Annotated in this window: 14 protein-coding genes; 2 read left to right on the plus strand and 12 right to left on the minus strand. The window is 51.8% G+C overall.

What is annotated here, in order from left to right:
* From R50912_RS20445 to R50912_RS20495, 11 genes are all read right to left on the minus strand, one after another.
* Positions 1-2,010 carry a methyl-accepting chemotaxis protein gene (locus R50912_RS20445; protein ID WP_042237461.1) on the minus strand — a complete coding sequence of 670 codons (2,010 nt, stop codon included), beginning with the start codon at positions 2,008-2,010 and terminating at the stop codon, positions 1-3.
* A 22-nt stretch (positions 2,011-2,032) separates the two neighbouring features.
* Positions 2,033-2,425, minus strand: a complete 393-nt coding sequence (locus tag R50912_RS20450; RefSeq protein ID WP_042237462.1) for an ATP-binding protein — start codon at positions 2,423-2,425, stop codon at positions 2,033-2,035.
* 82 nt (positions 2,426-2,507) lie between these two features.
* Positions 2,508-3,938: a SpoIIE family protein phosphatase gene (locus R50912_RS20455; RefSeq protein ID WP_052416566.1), complete on the minus strand. Its 1,431-nt coding sequence runs from the start codon at positions 3,936-3,938 to the stop codon at positions 2,508-2,510.
* Between the two features lie 177 nt (positions 3,939-4,115).
* On the minus strand, positions 4,116-4,862 hold the full coding sequence (gene map, locus R50912_RS20460) for a type I methionyl aminopeptidase (RefSeq protein ID WP_042237463.1): 747 nt from the start codon (positions 4,860-4,862) through the stop codon (positions 4,116-4,118).
* Positions 4,863-5,238: 376 nt separating this feature from the next.
* Entirely contained in the window at positions 5,239-6,954 is a 1,716-nt protein-coding gene (gene cysI, locus R50912_RS20465; RefSeq protein ID WP_042237465.1) for an assimilatory sulfite reductase (NADPH) hemoprotein subunit, read from the minus strand.
* A gap of 84 nt (positions 6,955-7,038) precedes the next feature.
* Positions 7,039-8,910: an assimilatory sulfite reductase (NADPH) flavoprotein subunit gene (locus tag R50912_RS20470; RefSeq protein WP_042242860.1), complete on the minus strand. Its 1,872-nt coding sequence runs from the start codon at positions 8,908-8,910 to the stop codon at positions 7,039-7,041.
* 258 nt (positions 8,911-9,168) lie between these two features.
* Positions 9,169-9,624: a signal peptidase II gene (lspA, locus tag R50912_RS20475; RefSeq protein ID WP_042237466.1), complete on the minus strand. Its 456-nt coding sequence runs from the start codon at positions 9,622-9,624 to the stop codon at positions 9,169-9,171.
* Positions 9,625-10,151: 527 nt separating this feature from the next.
* Positions 10,152-11,126: an aldo/keto reductase gene (locus tag R50912_RS20480; RefSeq protein ID WP_042237467.1), complete on the minus strand. Its 975-nt coding sequence runs from the start codon at positions 11,124-11,126 to the stop codon at positions 10,152-10,154.
* A 406-nt stretch (positions 11,127-11,532) separates the two neighbouring features.
* On the minus strand, positions 11,533-14,790 hold the full coding sequence (locus R50912_RS33440; protein ID WP_052416568.1) for an ATP-binding protein: 3,258 nt from the start codon (positions 14,788-14,790) through the stop codon (positions 11,533-11,535).
* Positions 14,777-15,148, minus strand: coding sequence for a response regulator (locus tag R50912_RS20490; RefSeq protein ID WP_042237470.1), 372 nt, complete (start codon positions 15,146-15,148; stop codon positions 14,777-14,779). Before R50912_RS20490 ends, R50912_RS33440 begins: the two co-directional genes overlap by 14 nt.
* A 48-nt stretch (positions 15,149-15,196) precedes the next feature.
* On the minus strand, positions 15,197-16,831 hold the full coding sequence (locus R50912_RS20495; RefSeq protein WP_042237471.1) for a GGDEF domain-containing response regulator: 1,635 nt from the start codon (positions 16,829-16,831) through the stop codon (positions 15,197-15,199).
* A 247-nt stretch (positions 16,832-17,078) separates the two neighbouring features.
* On the opposite strand from R50912_RS20495, the gene R50912_RS20500 reads away from it, so the two are divergent.
* Both R50912_RS20500 and R50912_RS20505 read left to right on the plus strand, forming a co-directional pair.
* The gene (locus R50912_RS20500; RefSeq protein ID WP_042237473.1) at positions 17,079-17,348 is read left to right on the plus strand and encodes an ACT domain-containing protein; all 270 of its coding nucleotides are present in this window, start codon (positions 17,079-17,081) and stop codon (positions 17,346-17,348) included.
* Between the two features lie 33 nt (positions 17,349-17,381).
* Positions 17,382-18,737, plus strand: coding sequence for a PFL family protein (locus R50912_RS20505; protein ID WP_269322117.1), 1,356 nt, complete (start codon positions 17,382-17,384; stop codon positions 18,735-18,737).
* Between the two features lie 110 nt (positions 18,738-18,847).
* On the opposite strand, the gene R50912_RS20510 is transcribed toward R50912_RS20505, so the two are convergent.
* Positions 18,848-19,786: a sigma-70 family RNA polymerase sigma factor gene (locus tag R50912_RS20510; protein ID WP_042242866.1), complete on the minus strand. Its 939-nt coding sequence runs from the start codon at positions 19,784-19,786 to the stop codon at positions 18,848-18,850.
* Positions 19,787-19,799 lie beyond the last annotated feature (13 nt).

Raw genomic sequence — 19,799 nt, forward strand, 5'->3', positions numbered from 1 at the left:
CTACTCACCCCTGATTATAAATTTCTCAACAAGAATCTCCAGTTCATTAGCCATAGCACTAATCTCTTGAGCGGAGGCCGCGAAATTATTGACCGTTGCCGCCTGCTCTTCCGTTGCACTGGATACATTCTCTGTATTCGCTGCCGCAAGCTCTGATATCGTACCCATGGAATCAATCAGCTTAATAATCTGATCAGAGGTTGCTACTTCATCTCTGGTAATATCCAGAATCTCCTGCACATTCTCCGTAATCCTCTCAACAGACTGAATGATATGCACGAACGTGCGGTCCGTCTCATTCACAATGCTTACGCCGCTCTCTACCGCCTCTGCTGCGCCTCTCATGGAATCTACAGCCTGGGTAATCCGCGAGACCATCTCACTGACCAGACCTGTAATTTCGCCAGCCTGGGTATGCGTCTCATCCGACAGCTTCCGTACTTCACCGGCCACTACACTGAAACCGAGGCCATGCTCACCGGCACGCGCTGCTTCGATGGCAGCATTCAGGGCCAACAGATTGGTCTGCTGGGCGATCTTATTAATCGTTCCGATCATTGTGGATACCTTCTCTGACAGCCCGCTAACCGTCAGCAATAGCTCTTCCGTCTCCTTGGTGCTGCTGTGGATCGTATCCATCGCCTGTACTGTACTGATAACTCTGGCTCTGCCTTCCTGCGCTGCCTGATTCGTGTTATCGGCATTACCGGAGGTAGCCGACGCTTTACTCTGCGCCAGCTGCACCAGACTGGATAGCTGTACAAGCACCTGGGAAGCATTGATGACCGACTGATTGTTGTTCTCGGCTCCAAAAGCAATCTCCTGGGTACTGGAGCTGATTTCTTGAATCGATGCGCTGATCTCCTCTGAAGAAGCTGCCATTTCCTCTGACATCGAGGTTAAGGATACTGAACCTGCTCTTACCTTCTCAATAATGGCCTCCTGCTTGTCAATCATGGTATTGAATGATTCACTCAGCGTCTGCAGCTCATCTCCGGAGCGGATAGAGGTATGAACGGTCAGATCCCCGTCACCAGCCAAGCCCATGGCTCTCTCCAGCTTCTTGATCGGATTCACAATATTACGTGTGGTAAAGAAGTATGCGGCTAGCATGGCAACGACGATAAAGCTCAGGATAATGACCAGTGTAGTATTACGGATTTCGTCCGCCGGAGCCATATATTCCTGTACACTTGCCGTTGTGGCTACAACCCAATTGCCTGAGGGCTGATACGAAACATATTTATGTACCCCTTCATAGCTGTAGAAGCCGTCTCCAGTTTCTCCGGCCTTCATTAACTGAACCTGCTCCTTCAAATCAGCATTACTGTTGGCGTCAACATTCTCCTTGAGCACTTTGCCCTGGTCTGGATGCGAGACAATAAGGCCGGTACGGTCAATCATATATGCGTATCCATTCTCTCCAATCTTCACCTCGGTTACCGGGGAAGCGATATTCCCAAACAAGGCGGTACCGATTAACACGCCTGTAATCTGATCATTTACCCGCAGCGGTCTGGCGATCGCTACGATGTATTCATTAGTCTCCCGTGACAGAATTACTTCACTGACGGCGTCTTTGCCTTGCAGCGCCTCCTGGAAGTATGCACGGTCCGACACATCAAGCCCGGGCGATTCAGAGCTGCTGGTAATCAGCACCTTGCCCTTGGTATCCGCGATGATCAGCGATTCCATCTGCTTTGCGTTGTCCTTTTGCACACCGGAAACATAATTAAATGCTGTGCTTTTTAGTGATGCGGCAGAAGGATTCGCAGCATATTCAGCTAGTACGCTGTTCTTGCTGGCGATTCCCAGATTATTGCCTACCGCTTCAAGCTCAGCCTCCACCGCTCTTGCAGTAGAGTTGGTAGTCCCCCTTAATTCCTCTTCAATCGTCTTCTGCAAAGCTCCCGAAGCCAATTGATAGGATACAGCCCCGGATATGCCCAGCGGCACGCTGATAATCAGAAATAACAGGATACTCATTTTGACTTTTAAACTTAATTTCACCGAAATTCTCCCCTTTTGAATTCTATAAGGGACAGATACTCTTGCTGATGTACATCGTATTATGTATCATCTCTGCACTGTCCGAGAAACAGCGGATCAGGTATAACCCTCTTCCCCCTTCTTCCAGCAGCTCATCGCTCCCGATAGCCTCCGGGAACACCAATTCGCTGTCCCCGGCCCCCGAATCCTCTATCTGCAGCTCAAGCAGCTGATCCAATAGCAGATACCGGATGGTAATCGGTTTGCTGCAATCGCTGAGGTTCCCGTGGTAATAGGCATTGGTCACCGCTTCGATCAGAATCAGGCGGATATCAAACGCATAGGCTTCTAAGTCAAGCTCTTGAATGATTCCGTCAATAATCATCTGATGACACTCCAGACCGTGAAGCATCACTTCCTTTTGAATAGCTGCCATGACTCTCTCCTTATAAGATCTGAAATCATCGTCCTGCGTATGTACATACTGAGAATCAGCCCTGCAAGCAGCGCCCCGTCTGTCACTGGATATTCAGGCCGAGCCAGGTGCAGTCATCCTGCAGTGCTGCCCCGGCAAATCTCTCGATCAGATACCCGTAATCCCGCCCCAGCTCATCACTGTTAAACAGCAGCTCCATCCCGTCGCTATAAAAGCAAAACCGGTCCCCGGATTCAAACGGAATGCTCTTCTCTTCAAATTCACTGCTCTCAAACATGCCGAGCGGTGCACCCTTAACGGTTATTCTCTCGCAGTCCCTGCCGCGGGGAACATAAAGAAACTCATTAATCCCGGCTCCGGCTGCCTTGAGCAGTCCTGTCCCGAAGTCGAACAGGAAGCAGCAGCCGGCGATATAATCTTCACCTAAATACTGCAGCGCCTTGAGATTCAGATCATTCAGTACCTGTACCGGATTCTGCGTGGACAACAAACTATCCATGAACATCACTCGCAGAGCCGAAATATTCAGCGCTGCAGTAATCCCCTTTCCGGTAACATCACCGATAATGCCAATGACCTGCTTCTCATTGATCTTATGGAAGAGGAAGAAATCGCCGCTTAAGGTTCGGGCCGGGATGTAGAGCTTCTCCAGAACCGCTTTGCTGTCCAGCGGAAAGGATACAGCATGCCGGTGCTCCTGAAGCCGTATGGCCCGTTCCAGTTCTCTTTTACTCTCGGTGATATCCCTGATCACCAGCTGCAGAGCCTTATCTTCCTCATAAATAACCGGCACCCCGGAAATTTCGAGATCAAAAATGCGATTGTCATGCCGCCGGATCAGCCGCTGCTCAATACGGAAACGTTCTTTCAGCAGCCCCGTTGTCTTCAGCTTGTTATGCTCTGCACTCTGGAAGTACACCTCATTGAAGAAATCCTCGATTCTTTTGCCGATCAGTTCCTGCTTCTTGTTGCCGAACATCCGCTCTGTCTGCTTATTGACGAACAGGATGATACCACCGCTGTAGACCAGAATGGCCTCGGGACACAGCTCGACCAGATCTCTGTACCGTTCTTCACTTTCACGAAGCCGCTGCTCGGAACTGACCCGTTCGCTGATATCGTGAATTACGGTGTATACACAATTTTTGCCCAGCATCTTCATCATGCCGGTGTGAACCTCCACATCAATGGGTTCCCCGCTGGCCAGAACATGCCGGTCAATGAACATACGGTTACTCTGCTCATCGCCCGCAGGCAGTGCCTTCTCTACAAATTCCTGAACTCCTGATTTCGGGTCAGCCGCCAGATCGCAGATCAGAAGCTGCCTGAACTGCCGGAGGCTGTAGCCATAGAACTCGCATGCTGCCCGGTTGGCATCAGCAATTCTGCCGTTCTCCGGGTCCACCAGTAACGTAATGAGATGATTGTTCTCATAGATGCAGCCATAATGGTCCATGCACTGCGCCGGGCTGGGGGAGCGATGCAGGTTCTTACACGGTTTATCTGTTGCCATTTCACAAGCCTCTATTCTATTCAGCTTTTAGGTCTCCCCATTATATTCCATACATTTGGGATAAGACGTGAATTCCGACACAGTTAGACAAAAAAACCGGACTGCGGCATGAAAACATGACCACAGTCCGGGTTGTAACCTTGCATCCTTCATTAAAATAGCAGGCAGAAGCTGTTCTTACAGCTCTGTCAAAATAATCGTGCCCTGCGGAGTCACCGCCAGCGTATGCTCATACTGTGCCGACAATCCGCCGTCAAAGGTACGCGCTGTCCACCCGTCCGCATCAACCTTGGTCCGGTAGCTGCCGGTGTTCAGCATGGGTTCAATGGTGAACACCATACCTTCCTTGATGCGCGGGCCTTTGCCTGCAGGGCCATAGTGAGGCACATCAGGCTTTTCATGCATTTCAGAGCCGATGCCGTGCCCGATGAAATCACGGACTACCGAGTAGCCGTTAGCTTCCGCGTATACCTGGATGGCATGAGCGACATCACCAATCCGATTGCCGGCCACAGCCTGCTCAATGCCTTTGAACATAGCCTCTTTGGTGGTAGCCAGCAATTTGTCCGCCTGCTCGCTAATTGTGCCAACGCCATAGGACCAGGCTGAATCTGCCAGCCAGCCGTTCAAGTTGACTACCATATCAATCGTTACAATATCCCCATCCTTCAGCTCCTCGTGCTTGGGGAAGCCGTGGCAGATGACATCATTCACAGATGCGCAGGTCGCATATGGATAGCCATGATAGCCTTTTTGTTCAGGGGTAGCACCCTGGGAGAGAATGAACTTCTCAGCAAACTGGTCAATCTCCCAGGTCGTAATTCCGGGCTTCAGCATCTGAGCGATTTGCCGGTGGCATTCGGCCAATATTTTGCCGGCCGCACGCATTTTCTCGATCTCTTCCATCGTTTTCATGATGATCATTAAATTCGCCTCTTCTGTACAGAAGCCACTGCTCGCAGCAATGGCCCTTGGTTATAATTTTGTAGTGCTACTCTATATTATGTAAGAAAACCGCCGGAAATCCAAATTCATTCTGTGAAAGGATAGAAATTAAAGCTACAGGTAACCGATCAATGCTTATGTTATAAACGGTTTATCCAAATCCCCACGCCTAATAAGTTGCTGGTAGAACCTGAGAGGCTTAAGTTTCATATTGTATAGGCTAATGTTGTATTCTGTACAGGATTTGCGCAAAACGAACCTGTCCTCCGCGTAAACGCCGGAAAACAGGTTCTTTTATACATTACCTTGATGCCGGACAAGTCAGGATGCGTAATGCTTCGTCAGCCATCTATGATCAATCGTGGAAGTTAAGTCCCGAAGTAACGGCTTTGACATATCCGCTGCGGATCACAAAGTCTCCGAAATGCTCACCGGTACTGCGTTCTTTGGCATAACGGTGAATGATCGGCCCGAGAGTATCGAGAATCTCCTTCTCGTCAATGTTCTCCTTGTACAGCTTGTTCAGCCGGTCTCCGGTAAAGCCGGCACCCAGGTACAGATTGTATCTGCCCGGGCCTTTGCCGATGAACGAAATCTCGCCAAGCGCAGGCCGGGCGCAGCCGTTAGGGCAGCCGGTCATGCGGATGATGATCTCTTCATTACGCAGGCCGGCTTCATCTATGATGACTTCCAGCTTATCGAGCAGAAGCGGCAGATATCGCTCAGCCTCCGCCATCGCAAGACCGCAGGTCGGCAGCGCCACGCAGGACATAGCGCTTCTGCGCAGCGCGGAATGATGAGCTCCGTCGGTCAGACCGTATTGCTTGACAAGCTCGGCTACCTTGCGTTTCTTCGCATGGCTGACACCGGCAATGATCAGATTCTGATTCGGCGTCAGGCGGAAATCCCCGCCGTGAATCTTGGCGATCTCCCGCAGGCCTGTCATCAGCGGATATCCCGGGACATCCTGAATCCGTCCGCTCTGGATATACAGCGTCAAATTCCATTTGCCGTCGAAGCCTTTCACCCAGCCGTAGCGGTCGCCGTTGTGGTCGAAATGATATTCCCGTGCCGGCTCAAGCGTCCAGCCCAGCCGCTCATGCAGCTCGCCCGTGAACCAGTCCAGACCGTGGCGGTCGATCGTGTACTTGAAGCGGGCGTTCTTGCGGACCGAACGGTTACCGTAGTCGCGCTGAATGGTGACGGTTTTCTCCGCCAGATCAATCATCTGCTCCGGACGGCAGAAGCCGATAATCCGCCCCAGCTGAGGATACGTGCTGGTGTCACCATGCGTCATCCCCATACCGCCGCCGACCGAGACATTGAAGCCGGCCAGCTTCCCATCTTCCAGAATAGCAATGAAGCCCAGGTCCTGGGAGAACACATCTACATCGTTGGAGGGCGGTACCGCCAGGCCGATCTTGAACTTGCGGGGCAGGTACACAGGCCCGTAAATCGGTTCAACCACCTTGCTGTCCACTACCTTCTCGCCATCCAGCCAGATTTCATGGTAAGCCGCGGTGCGCGGGGCTAAGTGGTCACTGATTTTTCTGGCCCAATCGTTTACCTCGGCATGAACCTCTGACTGATACGGATTGGGTCCGCTCATGACATTGCGGTTGACGTCACCGCAGGCTGCGAGCGTAGTCATCAGCGTATCATTAATCCCCTTGATCGTCTTTTTCAGATTCCACTTAAGCACTCCGTGCATTTGAAAAGCCTGTCTTGTCGTGATACGCAGTGTGCCGTTGCCGTATTTCTGGGCCAGATCGTCCATTACGAGCCATTGCGCCGGTGTCGCCACTCCGCCTGGCGCTACAACACGCAGCATGAACTGGTAAGCAGGCTCCAGCTTGGAGCGTTCACGCTCACTGCGCAAATCCCGGTCATCCTGCATATAACTGCCGTGGAATTTCAGCAGACGGTTGTCATCCTCCGGCAGCCCTCCGGTGATCGGGTTGCTGAGGGTTTCGACAAGCGCACCGCGCAGATAATTGCTCTCCAGCTTAATATGTTCAACATCACTCGGGGGTCCGCCAATCGGCTTCACCGCTGGTTCATTGTTTGCCACTATTGATCCTCTCCTTCCGCATTGCCTCGTGCTCCTCAAGAATTGTAAAGTAAGCCCAGCGGAGGTCCCTCCGCTGGATATCGTTTAATATACATCACGCTGATATCGCTGCACCTGCTGCAGATTCTCCAGATAAGCGGCTGCCCCTTCCGGACTCAGTCCGCCTTCCTGCTGGATTACTGTAATCAGCGCAGCGTGTACATCATGGGCCATATGCTTCTCGTCTCCGCATACATAGACATGTGCACCCTCCTGCAGCCAGGTGTACAGCTCCCGGCTCTTCTCCAGAATGCGGTGCTGTACGTAAACTTTCTCGTCTGTATCGCGTGAGAAGGCAACGTCCAGCCGGTTAAGAACACCGTCCTTCAGCATTCTCTGCCAATCGGTCTGGTAGAGGAAGTCTGTGACGAAATGCCGGTCGCCGTAGAACAGCCATGACTTCCCCTGTGCCCCCTGCTCTTCCCGTTCCTCCAGGAAGGAGCGGAACGGGGCGACACCAGTACCCGGTCCGATCATGATCACCGGAGTATCCGGATTTGCCGGAAGCTTGAAGTTCGGATTGTTCTGGATGTAAACCGGCAGTGTAGCGCCCGGCTCTGCACGTTCCGCACAATGCACGGAGCAGACTCCGTAGCGTTCACGTCCATGCGACTCATAACGTACAGCCCGTACCGTGAAGTGCACTTCATCCGGGTTGGCATTGTAGCTGCTGGCAATGGAATACAATCTTGCCGGCAGCTTGCGCAGAATCGTCACGAAGCTGCGGGCCGGAACTTCCCACGGTGCGAAATCCTGAATCAAGTCCAGCAGATCACGCCCATGGATGTAATTCTTCAGCTCCTGCTGCCGGTCCGGGGACAGCAGCTCCTGCAGGGCAGGTGCTGAGTTCAGCTTGGCTGCCTGCTCCAGCAGCGGTTTCGTCAGTACGGTAATTTCATAATGCCGCAGCAACGCTTCATGCAGTGTGCCCTCTTCCCCCTTCTTGTTCAGGGGAACGGATTCACCAGCCTCCAAGCCCATGGCAGCAATGATATCCTGCACAAGCTGCGGGTGGTTCTCCGGATAGACTCCGAGCGAATCACCGGGCTCAAACGTAATATTCGAACCGGCCAGCGACAGCTCCAGATGGCGGGTCTCACGGTCTGAGCCGCGTCCGTTCAGATTCAGGTTCTCCAGCACCTCGGCATGGAACGGATGATTCCGTGAATATGCCGATTCCAGCGATTCTGCGCTCTCGGCTGCCAGCACAGCGTCATCCGCGATCCCCGCAGCCTGCTGCGAACCGGAACCGCTTAGCGAGCGGATAACATGCTCGAACCATTCGGCTACAGGCTCATCATAATCGAGATCGCAGTCCGCACGAGATGTTAAGCGCTGTGCGCCAAGCTCTTCCAGCTTCTGATCGAAATCTTTCCCGGTCTGGCAGAAGAATTCATAGGAAGTGTCGCCGAGTGCAAGTACCGAGTAACGCAGCTGCGGAAGCTGCGGGGCTCTTTTACTGTAGAGAAATTCATGGAAGGCACGTGCATTATCCGGCGGTTCTCCTTCACCATGGGTGCTGACCAGCAGCAGCAGATTCTCGATCTTCTTCAGTCCATTCGGCTTGAAGCTGTTCATTGCGGCAACCGTAACCTTGAAGCCCTGCTCTTCCAGCTTACGCGCAAGACTCGCCGCCAGCCGCTGACAGTTGCCGGTCTGGGAGCCGAACAATACGGTCACCTCACGGGATACCTCCGGCTGGGGCATTGTGGCTGTAGACGTTGACACTCCTGGTGCCGCTTTAGCAGCAAGGGGGAGCACCGCCGGGCCTGCTTGACCCGTGTCTCCCAGCAGAGACACAGCGGATAAATAACCGCTTAGCCATACCTGCTGCGAATGGGTCAGCGTCGGCAGCAGCTGGTTGAGAAGCTCAACCTGGCTCTCATTAAAGGGACTGTTCGTAACTTGTAATTGCAACAATATCGACCTCTCCTTAACGTGCAATCTTCTATCCTCTTAACATCATGAATTCAGGCTAACACATTAATAAGAAACGATCAACGAAGCAGATAACAGTCATTTTATGGTATAAAAGCTTAATAAAGGTACAAAACACACAAAACCCGCCTAAATCATAGTAAAAAGCTCTGATTTAGGCGGGTTTATTACAAATAATGATAACTTGCATTAGATAAAATGATAAACCGGAATAGCCTTAGGACCGCTTTGCTTCCCTTACCGGGCAGCTTTGTGTCCAAAGTGGTCAACCAGCAGGTAGACTGCAATCAGGATTGCCCCGGCATTAATCGCCAGATCCGCCAGATTGAGAATCCCCCCGCGGTTACCGAACACTAGAAAGTCCGTTACCTGATGGTAGATCACACGGTCAATCGCATTGCCGAGCGCTCCGCCGACCAGTAACCCGCTGGCTGCCTCAAGCAAAGGCCCGCGAATTTTGCCCTGCCGCCGGTAATAGAACACTGCCGCTACAAAAACCACAGCGATTATGGAAAAATACTTCCCGTAGCCCTGAAAGGAGCTGAAGGCTGCCCCGCTATTCTCATAATAGACGAACTGCAGGTGCGGACTCCAGAAGGGAATCCTCTCCCCAAGCTCCATATGAGTACGGACCAGCCATTTGGCGGCTTGGTCAATCAGCACTACCAATATGGAAATCAGATAAAAAAGCATTTGCCGCCACCTCATCCCCCTGTGATATCATCAGAATGATTTCACTTCTCACCTTCTAGTCTATCACAGGTCGGAGCCGGGAATCATCCTGCCAGCTCCAGCGGACAGGCCGCTGTCCCGGCCAGAAGTTGCTTGTTACATGATCTGGGGCATTGGTTAAACACTCTTAGATTCATTCATATCTGGAGGGTGGCAGCCAATGGAGTACGGATCGATATTCATTAAGCTGATCGCCGAAATGAGGTTGCTTATGCGATCTATGAAACGAACGGCTCGCTCAGCATTCTGAAGAAGCCGCAATAGGAACCGGTAACCCAGGAAGATCTGGATATTGACGCGAAGGGAGTTGGTCTTCCGCAATGCGTCGTTGAATCCGGCACGCATCAGGCAAAACCCGGTGAATTCTGAGCAGCTTAGTCCCACAGTCGAAGGGCTTAAACAGAAAGGCCGGACTACCTCCCAAAGGATAGTCCGGCCTTTCTCGTTATAAGAACAAGAATTTGTATTGAATTATGGTAATTACAATCTTACCAGGCGTAGGCTTCCGGTGCCGGCTTGCCCGGTCCAGGGAAAATCTCGTCCAGCTTCTTCAGCACAGCTTCTTCCAGTACAATCTCCGTAACACGCAGCGAATCCTCGAACTGCTCTATCGTACGCGGCCCGATAATCGGCGCTGTTACTGCCGGATTAGCGAGTACCCAGGCCAGAGCAACCTGATCCTCATGCTCGCCAAGCTCCTTGCAGAGCGCGGAGAATTGCTCCAGCTGGCTGCGGTGCTGCTCCAGCTTGGCGGAGCGGGCGCTGCGCACACCCGTCTTGGACAAGGCGTTGCGGCCCAGCAAGCCTCCGGCCAGCGGACTCCATGGAATGACGCCCAGCCCCAGCTCCTTGGATGCCGGCAGCACTTCAAGCTCCGGTGTCCGTTCCAGCAGGTTATACAAATGCTGCTCGGACACAAGGCCGAGGAAATGACGTTCTTTGGCCTTAGCCTGCGCAGCGGCGATATGCCAGCCGGCGAAATTGCTGGAGCCGATATAATCAGCTTTGCCCTGGGAGACAAGAATTTCAAATGCGCCCCACAGCTCTTCCCAGGATACATTCCGGTCAATATGATGCATCTGGTAAAGCTCAATATGATCCGTCTGCAGACGTTTCAATGAGCCTTCGAAATGCCGTCTGATCTTATAAGCGGATAAGCCGGAGGCGGAATTGGGTCCGTCCTGCTCGTCGAACATGTCACCATACACCTTGGTGGCCAGCACAACCTTCTCGCGCCGTCCGCCCCCCTGCTGAAACCAGCGGCCGATAATTTCCTCGGTCCAGCCGCGGCGGTCCTGGCCGCCGTACACATTGGCCGTATCGAAGAAATTGATTCCCGCATCCAGTGCGGCATCCATAATCCTGAACGCTTCCTTCTCCTCGGTTTCCGGCCCGAAATTCATCGTGCCCAGACATAATTGACTGACCTTCAAACCGGATTTACCCAAATAGCTGTACTTCATCGCATTTCCTCCCATTCATTTCGGTTAGGTTGTCTGCATCGGGTTTAATATAATCCTTAGAGTAGGCTCTAAGGCAAGCTTTTTGTTGGACAAACTTCAAGCTGCAGTATTGCTGGGCCGGGCAGACGCTGGGGACTTCGCTTATGCTGGCCTAATTAACAATATAACGGATTCTCAGTCCGTTTCAGCTGTGATAAGAGCTTTTCAGTGAATATAAGGTCTTCTCAGTCCGCTTAATCTTATTTAACCAGCAAACTGAATAACGTATGAAGACTCCGGTGATGTTCTGTTTATGCTCATATACTCAAAAAAATAAGCCCTCCGCGAAGAAGGACTTGTTCAATGAATATATATAATCAGCAAAAGATTGCATTCACTCTATATAACTATGTTCTCTATTATACGCCTACTGCTCAGCGCTGTCCGGGAAAAGAACCTCACCCGTCTTCGGCTTGATTTGCACAATATCCTGCAAGGTATTTGACAGCTCGCCCGGCGGATACGGTTTGGTCAGATATTTCTGCACTTTATCCATCATGCTCTTATCTTCCTTATCCAGCGCCGAGGAGATGACAATCGGCACATTCTCCGTGCGGGGATCATTCTTCAGCATACGGATCAGATCCCAGCCGTCCAGCTCTTCACCGAGCATCAGATCCACGACGATAGCTACAAAAGGCGTCTTCACCGCCTGATCAAATGCTTTTTGCGGATGATAGTGATGAGTCACTCTGAAGCCTTTGCCCTTAAGCTCCTCAGAGAGCAGCAGGGACAAGCTGTAATCGTCCTCAACGATCATCACATTCGGCTTTTGCTCCTTGTCGGCACTCCATTTATGCGGCTCCTCTTCATGACGGCTGCTCTCCGCTTGGAGGACCGGCAGGCTAAACCACACCGCGGTGCCTTCGCCTTCAACCGAATCGATTCCGATCATCCCCTTCTGCTTCTCAATGATCTCCTTGCAGATCGCAAGTCCGAGACCCGTTCCGCCAATCCGCTTGGATGCACTGTTATCCACCCGGCGGAATTTCTGGAACAGCTGTCCGATCTGATTCTTCGGAATTCCCAGTCCATGATCCTGTACCCGGACTATAACCGAATCCCGCTCATTATGCAGCGTTACCTTGATCTCATTGCTGCCTGGAGAGAACTTGATGGCATTGCTCAGCAGGTTGGTCAGCACCTGGATAATCTTATCCTTATCCACCTCGACCTCGGCGTTCAGCGCCTCATCCTCCACAAGGATATGGTGGGTACCGCTAAGCTTGTACTGGTCAATTACACTAAGAACGGTCTCGCTGAGATTGACCGGCTCTGCATTGTACAGCTGTGTGCCGGATTCCATGCGCTGCAGGTCAAGGAAATCATTGATCAGCTCAGTCAGACGTTTGGCTTCCTTATGAATCGTTTCCAGGTATTTCAGCTGCTTCTCCGGCTTCATTGTCTTGGATAACAGGAGCTCGGTGAAGCCCAGAACACTGGACAGCGGTGTCCGCAGCTCATGGCTGACCGTACTGACCAGCTCCGACTTCATCAGATCCAGCTCGTATTCCCGGGTGATATCCCGGTGTACAAACAACGTTCCCACCCGCGCTTCACGGCGGAACACCGGAATCGCATAGACGTCGACATGCTTCATCGCTTCCTTGCCCAGGGAATACTTCATCGTGCTGGAATCCACGGAGTGCTCGGACATCGCCTTCTGGTAGAACTGCCCCATCTCTTCCGATTCATTCACGCGAAGGGTGAAGTGATCCATCCATTGCTCTTTGGGGATCAGCATCCCCTCTGCCCACACATCATAGTCGAACAATTGACTGAGCGCCTTGTTGATATGCTGAATGACGCCTTCCGTGTTGACGAACTGGATGCCTTCGTTGACATTGTTGACTATATCCCGGTTCAGCTTGCGGCCATTCTCGATTTCCTCATACATGAACAACCGCTCGATGGCCAGCGCCACCCGGTTCATCATCCCCTGAATTTCGCTGATTTCCTCTTCGGTGAAGGAATGCCCGATTCGTGTACCACAGAAGATCGCCAGGATCTCATCCTCGGCATTGACTACAGTTGTATAGAAATCATAGCAGTAAACTTCTTTGTCGGAGATTCCCTGCTCTCTGGGGACTCCGGTCCGTTTCACAATATAGGACTTCTCCGTGCTCATCCGGTATAACATATCCTTGCTGTTGGCATCGATATAGCGCTCCACATTCTCCTGCGGAACCCCTTTGACCACCGATATCTTATCTTTGACCAGCAGGAAAAGACTGCTGTCGAACGAGTACAGCCGGTTCATGAACTTGATGAATTTCTCGGCAAATTCCTGCTTGTCCAGCGTGTAGGTAATTTCATGATTGAGCTGGTTGTTAAGCTCCAGCATGATGGTGGTCTGCTCCGTGCTTTTCAGCGTCTCGGCCAGCTCCTGCTGGACACTCTTCATGGAGGTAATGTTGTTAGCAATCAGAATGTACTGGTAAATCTGACCCTCATCATTCAGATACGGCATGATCGTCAGCTGGAGCCAGACGGCAGAACCATCTTTTGCCACAATTTGTGACTCATCGCTCCATACACCGCCAGTCGCCAGCTTGCGTATAATCTGTTCCATCTGAATATCCGAAATATTATGCAGTTCAAACAAACGGAAGGTATATCCGATAATCTCAGCGTTCTTGTAGCCGGTGTAGACGCTAATGTTATCATTGGCATAGGTGAATACTCCCTTGCTGGACAGAATGCCGACAGCGGAGGTCTGATTCAGCGCCTTCATCATACTTTCGATTTCACTGAGTGAACGCTCCAGCTTGAACTGCTGATCCTGCAGCTCATCCTGCTGGGCATGCAGCTCTTCATTCTGCATCATCAGCTCTTCTTCTTTATCCTGGATACTCCGGGCCATATTAAGGAAGGCCTCATAGAGGCGGCCGATCTCATCCTGCTTATGCAGCTTGCCGAGCAGCACAGCCTCGCCTGCCGCCAGCGAATTCGTTGCTTCTTCCAGCTTAACAATCGGATCAAGCACCACTCTAAGCATCCGCCAGATCATCAGTGTGAAGAATAACAGCAGTACAGCGCTGAGCCCGAAGGCGATAAATGTGAAGGTGTCCGCCTGCTTGATGGACTGAGAATCCATGGCGTTCAGCTTGCTGTCCGAGCTTGTTTTGAACGCTTTGGTATAGGCCAGAAATTCATTCAGAGCCTGGGTGCTGCCGCCCTGAGAGAGATGGCGGATGCCTGTATAATCATCATTCTCCACCAGCCGGATCGCTTCAGGAAGGGTCTTGGTCTTGTACTGCTCATAGAATAACTTCAGATCATCACGGTATTGCGCTTCTTCAGGCGACAGATTCAGAGCCGAATATTGCTCCAGAATTCTATCAAGGCCCGTGAGTGCAGTGTTCAGCAGCTTAAGCTCACCGTCGCTTTTGAGGGCAACATAACCTCTCGCCCGGAAAAAGACATCATTCAGCGTCGCCGCCAGCTCATTGATGGTCTCTGTCTTATGCTGCAGGACACCGCGGTCATGCTTCAGCTTGTCCTGCTGGTTATTGATGTAGAAGAACAGGCCGATACCAGATAACATAATCACCAGAAACAAGATGAAAATAATCCGGAAATACTTGGTTTTGATGCTCACATCAGCAAGTTTATTGTTTATCACTAAGGATGCCCTCCACGATCTGCAGCAGCTCCATCGGGCTGAACGGTTTAGGCATGAAATAACGTGCTCCGGCTTCCCTTGCCCTGTTCCGGTCCATTTCCTGTGCTTTGGCTGTCAGCATCATAATAGGGGTCTTGTTCTTCAGCTCTTCATTCAGCTCACCGAGCACTTCAATTCCGGTCATTTCCGGCATCATATAGTCCAGAATCACGAGATCATAGCGGTCCGAAGTAAGCCGCGTTAGCGCCTCAACCCCATTCTCGGCGGTATGAATCTCTACATCCTCCAGATCCTCCAGCGTATCTTCAATCAGCATGCGCAGTACATCTTCGTCGTCCACAATCAGTATTTTTTGCATTAACACTCACGCTCACTTTCAGTTTATCCATGGATGGATATATTGCTATTAGAACAAGAATCTGTGGGCCAGGCGCTCAATCCGGGACAGCAGCTCCGGCACATGAAACGGCTTAATCACATAATCGTCCGCCCCCAGCTGCAGGGCATGGATAATATCGCGCTGATTATTGCGGCCTGTCAGCATAATCACCAGGATGTTCACTTCAGGATAGCTGCTGCGGATCTTCTCCAGAACCTCAAGACCGTCGAGGCCGGGCATCACCCCGTCCAGCAGAATAATGTACTTCTCCTCCGGAACATACCAGTCCGATTTCAGAAAAAGCTCGCCGTCGGCATAACTGTTCACTTTCATTCCACCGATATTCCCCGGCTCCCAGGAGGCGAAATTGCCTGTAATAATTCTGCGGATCAGCGGATCATCATCAACAATAATTACATTGAGTACCGTTTCCCTCTGGCCCGTTGACAGTCCTTCGCTGTACAAGGTTGTCTGGTTGCGTCCGCTATACTTACTGGAATACAAGGCCTGGTCTGCCTCGTCAATTAGTTTATCGGTATCCTGCTGCCGTTCGCTTATCTCTGTAATGCCGCAGGAGAAGGTAACATGGAAGCTTTCCCGTTTGGCACAGAATTCCCTGGAGGCGAATTTCCCCTGAATCCGTTCAATGACAAGCAGTGCTGAGTCCGCAGAGGTATTTGGCATGAACAGGGCGAATTCCTCTCCCCCGTAGCGGCACAGTGTATCCTCCGTACGAATTGAATCTCTGACCAGCTCCGAAAAAGTCTGCAGGACCTCGTCCCCCACAAGATGACCATACGTATCGTTGACATGCTTAAAGTAATCCAGATCCAGCAGCGCGAGCGAGAACGTCCGGCCCGTCCGTCTGAAGTCCGATGAGAGCAGCTTCAGGGTCTGATTGAAATATTTCCGGTTAAAAGCACCCGTCAGCTCATCTACAATGATGGATTCCTGCCATTCTTTTTTCAGTTCAAACCGGTTCTTGATCAGCACCAGGAACAGGTCGATATCCACCGGCTTCCGGATGTAATCCATCACACCGAGCGAATAGGCATATTTCTGGACTTCCTTGGAGTGTTCACCGCTGATGATAATGATCGGAATCCGCTCTTTTTTGGCTTTGCCGATAATCTGATTGAGCACATCAATCCCGCTGCGGTCCGGCAGCAGAATATCCAGCAGAATTAAATCCGGCTTGGTCTCATAAAAAATCTTAAGTCCGCGTTCAGCAGATAGGGCAATGCTTACATAGTATGACTGCTTCTCCAGCGACTCGCGCAAAAAAGCCACCAGCTCCACATCATCGTCAATGACCAGAATTTCGTACTGATGGTGGGTGCTCCCATGGGACAACGCAATTCCCGGAATCTGGGGAGGCACTGCACCTGTACTTTCAGGCTCATCAAACAGCTCCAGCAGCGGATATAAATAATCCCCCCACTCGGCTTCCGTCCAGCTTCTATGGTTATCATCCGAGAAATAGAGCAGAGAGTTGCCGGAGAACGCCTCCACCGCGTCAAGGCCCACTGTACCGGAAGTCCCTTTTAAATTATGCAGAAAGCGATAGATATCTCTTTCCTCAACTGCCGGCTCCCGCGACCACTTCTGCAAGGTTTGTCTGGTGCGCTGTTCAACCAGCTCTTTATATTTTCTCGTTGTCATAATAGCTCCTTCAGTTCGTTCCTTCAAATCGATTGGTTCTTCAAAATTTTAATTAATCATATTTTTAAGACGGTGTCAATTTTTATCTATTTTTGTCGAATTGCAAGCTCAAATCTCTAATCAGCCCTACAAAAAAAGCTTTGGTTGATAACCTTCTATTCATTTGACATAATAATTGAAACCGTTCATTCCGTTAAAGCGGCAGTGGGCGGAGAAAACAGAGTAATCTAAAATAGGAGGCTTTCAATTGAAGGGGATTATTACGGTACTGGGAAAAGACAAAGTGGGAATTATTGCCAAAGTATGTACATACCTCGCAGAACACAATCTGAATATTCTGGATATTTCCCAGACGATTGTGCAGGACTATTTCAATATGATGATGATTGTGGACATTTCTGCACCCTCTAAGTCCTTCGAGGAAATCGTAGAGGATCTGCAGCATGTCGGTGAGGACATCGGTGTGGAAATCAAGCTTCAGCATGAAGATATCTTCAATATTATGCACCGGATCTAGCCGGGCGGCAAAGAGAGGAACAACCATACTATGATCTCAATTGGAGAAGTGCAGGAAACCAATAAAATGATCCGGGAAATGAACCTGGACGTGCGCACGATTACCATGGGCATCAGTCTGATGGACTGCGCGCATACGGATATGAAGATCTTTAACCGCAATGTATATGACAAAATTACCCGCTCCGCCGAGAAGCTCGTGAAGACCGGTGAGGATCTGGAGCGTCAATTCGGCGTGCCGATTGTGAACAAGCGTATTTCCGTAACTCCGATCTCAATCGCTGCCGGCGCTGTACATACCGATACTTATGTTCCTGTAGCACAGATTCTCGACAAGGCGGCCAAGGAGGTTGGCGTCAACTTTATCGGCGGTTATTCCGCACTGGTTCAGAAAGGCTGCACCAAAGGTGACCGGATTCTGATCGACAGCATCCCGGAAGCGCTGGCGGTGACGGAACGCGTCTGCTCCTCCGTGAATGTCGGCTCCTCGCGCAGCGGCATCAACATGGACGCCGTGAAGCTGATGGGCGATATTATCATCCAGACTGCACAGCGCACCAAAGACCGCGATTCCATCGGCTGCGCCAAGCTGGTCGTCTTCTGCAACGCCGTTGAAGATAATCCGTTCATGGCTGGAGCCTTCCACGGTGTCGGCGAACGGGAATGTGTCATTAATGTTGGCGTCAGCGGTCCCGGCGTAATCAAGCGGGCGCTGGAAGAAGTGAAGGGACAGGACTTCGAAACGCTGTGCGAGACCATTAAGCGTACCGCCTTCAAGGTTACCCGCGTCGGGCAGCTCGTTGCCCAGGAAGCCTCCAAGCGGCTGAATGTGCCCTTCGGCATCATCGATCTGTCGCTGGCGCCTACACCTGAAATTGGCGACTCCATTGCCGAGATCTTCCAGGTCATGGGTCTTGAAGAAGCAGGAGCTCCCGGCACCACGGCTGCGCTGGCTATTCTTAACGATAATGTCAAAAAAGGCGGGGTCATGGCCTCCTCCTATGTCGGCGGCTTAAGCGGCGCGTTCATCCCGGTCAGCGAAGACCACGGCATGATCCAGGCTGTTCAGCGCGGTGCACTGACGCTGGAGAAGCTCGAAGCAATGACTTGCGTGTGCTCCGTCGGCCTCGACATGATTGCCATTCCGGGCAGCACCAGCAAGGAGACCATCTCAGGTATCATCGCCGATGAAGCGGCGATCGGCATGGTCAACAACAAGACAACCGCAGTCCGCGTCATTCCGGTTATCGGCAAGGACGTCGGCGAAATGGTTGAGTTCGGCGGCCTGCTGGGTTATGCACCGGTCATGGCGGTCAACCCGTTCAATTGTGCAGGCTTCGTTAACCGCGGCGGACGTATTCCGGCGCCGATCCACAGCTTCAAGAACTAGGACACCCTGATAGCGACAGGACGGCTGGTTGAGGACCGCCCTTAAGAACATAAAGACCCGTTACTCTCCCGGCAGGGATTTGTAACGGGTCTTTGGGTTCTGCTCCGAGATTAACTCCGCGGCGTCACCGGATGAACTGTAATATGGCTCATTTTGGCCGGGTCCATCATTAGGTAGATGTTCTGGATCTGCTCGCCGCTCCGGTCGGGAATCAGACAGATCACTCCTTTGATCTCACCCTGATGGGTGAAGATCAGGCCAGGCTCGCCATTGACTATTCCATAGTGCTGCTCCCATTCCCGGAGATAATGCATCACCCTGCGTGAGGTCAGCAGCGCCAGCACGCCTTTGCGGCCGGTCATCGGCCGGAGAATCGTATGCACTTCCTGTCCGCCACCGTCAGCAACCAGCACAGGATGTTCCCCCAGCAGCTTCAGCATGCTGCCGACATCATAAGAGGTGAACGCGGCAGTGAAGCTCCGCAGCAGATTCTCTTTGACGGCTCCGTAACCGGGAGAAGGGGAAGGCGATGTAGCCGCACGCTCCGCCTGCAGTGTGCGCTTCGCCCGGCTGAAGATTTGCCGGCAGTTGCTCTCCGTCTTGCCAACCATCCCGGCAATTTCCTCGTAGTCGTACTGGAATGCCTCACGCAGTACAAATACGGCCCGCTCCGTTGGCGCCAGACGTTCCAGCAGCACCAGAAAAGCATACGATAGGCTATCCTTCCGCTCTGCCTCCGCTTCCGGACCATCATACCCTGTGCTGACCGGCTCCGGCAGCCACTCTCCGATATAGGTCTCTCTCCGGCTGCGCGCAGAATTCAGCATATTCAGGCAACGGTTGGTGACGCCTTTGGCCACATAGGCTTTGATATTCTGAATTCCGCTCCGGTCCCGGCGCTGAAGCTCTGCGAATGTATCCTGAACAGCATCCTCCGCATCCGCAACCACACCTAACATCCGGTAGGCAATGGAGAATGCATAGCCTTTATAGTGCTGATACAGCTCCTCCATACCTAAACTCTCCGCAGACGGACTCTCAACCTTCATGCCTTCATTATCC

It is taken from the genome of Paenibacillus sp. FSL R5-0912, assembly GCF_000758605.1.
In the GTDB taxonomy this organism is placed as follows: Bacteria; Bacillota; Bacilli; order Paenibacillales; family Paenibacillaceae; genus Paenibacillus_AQ.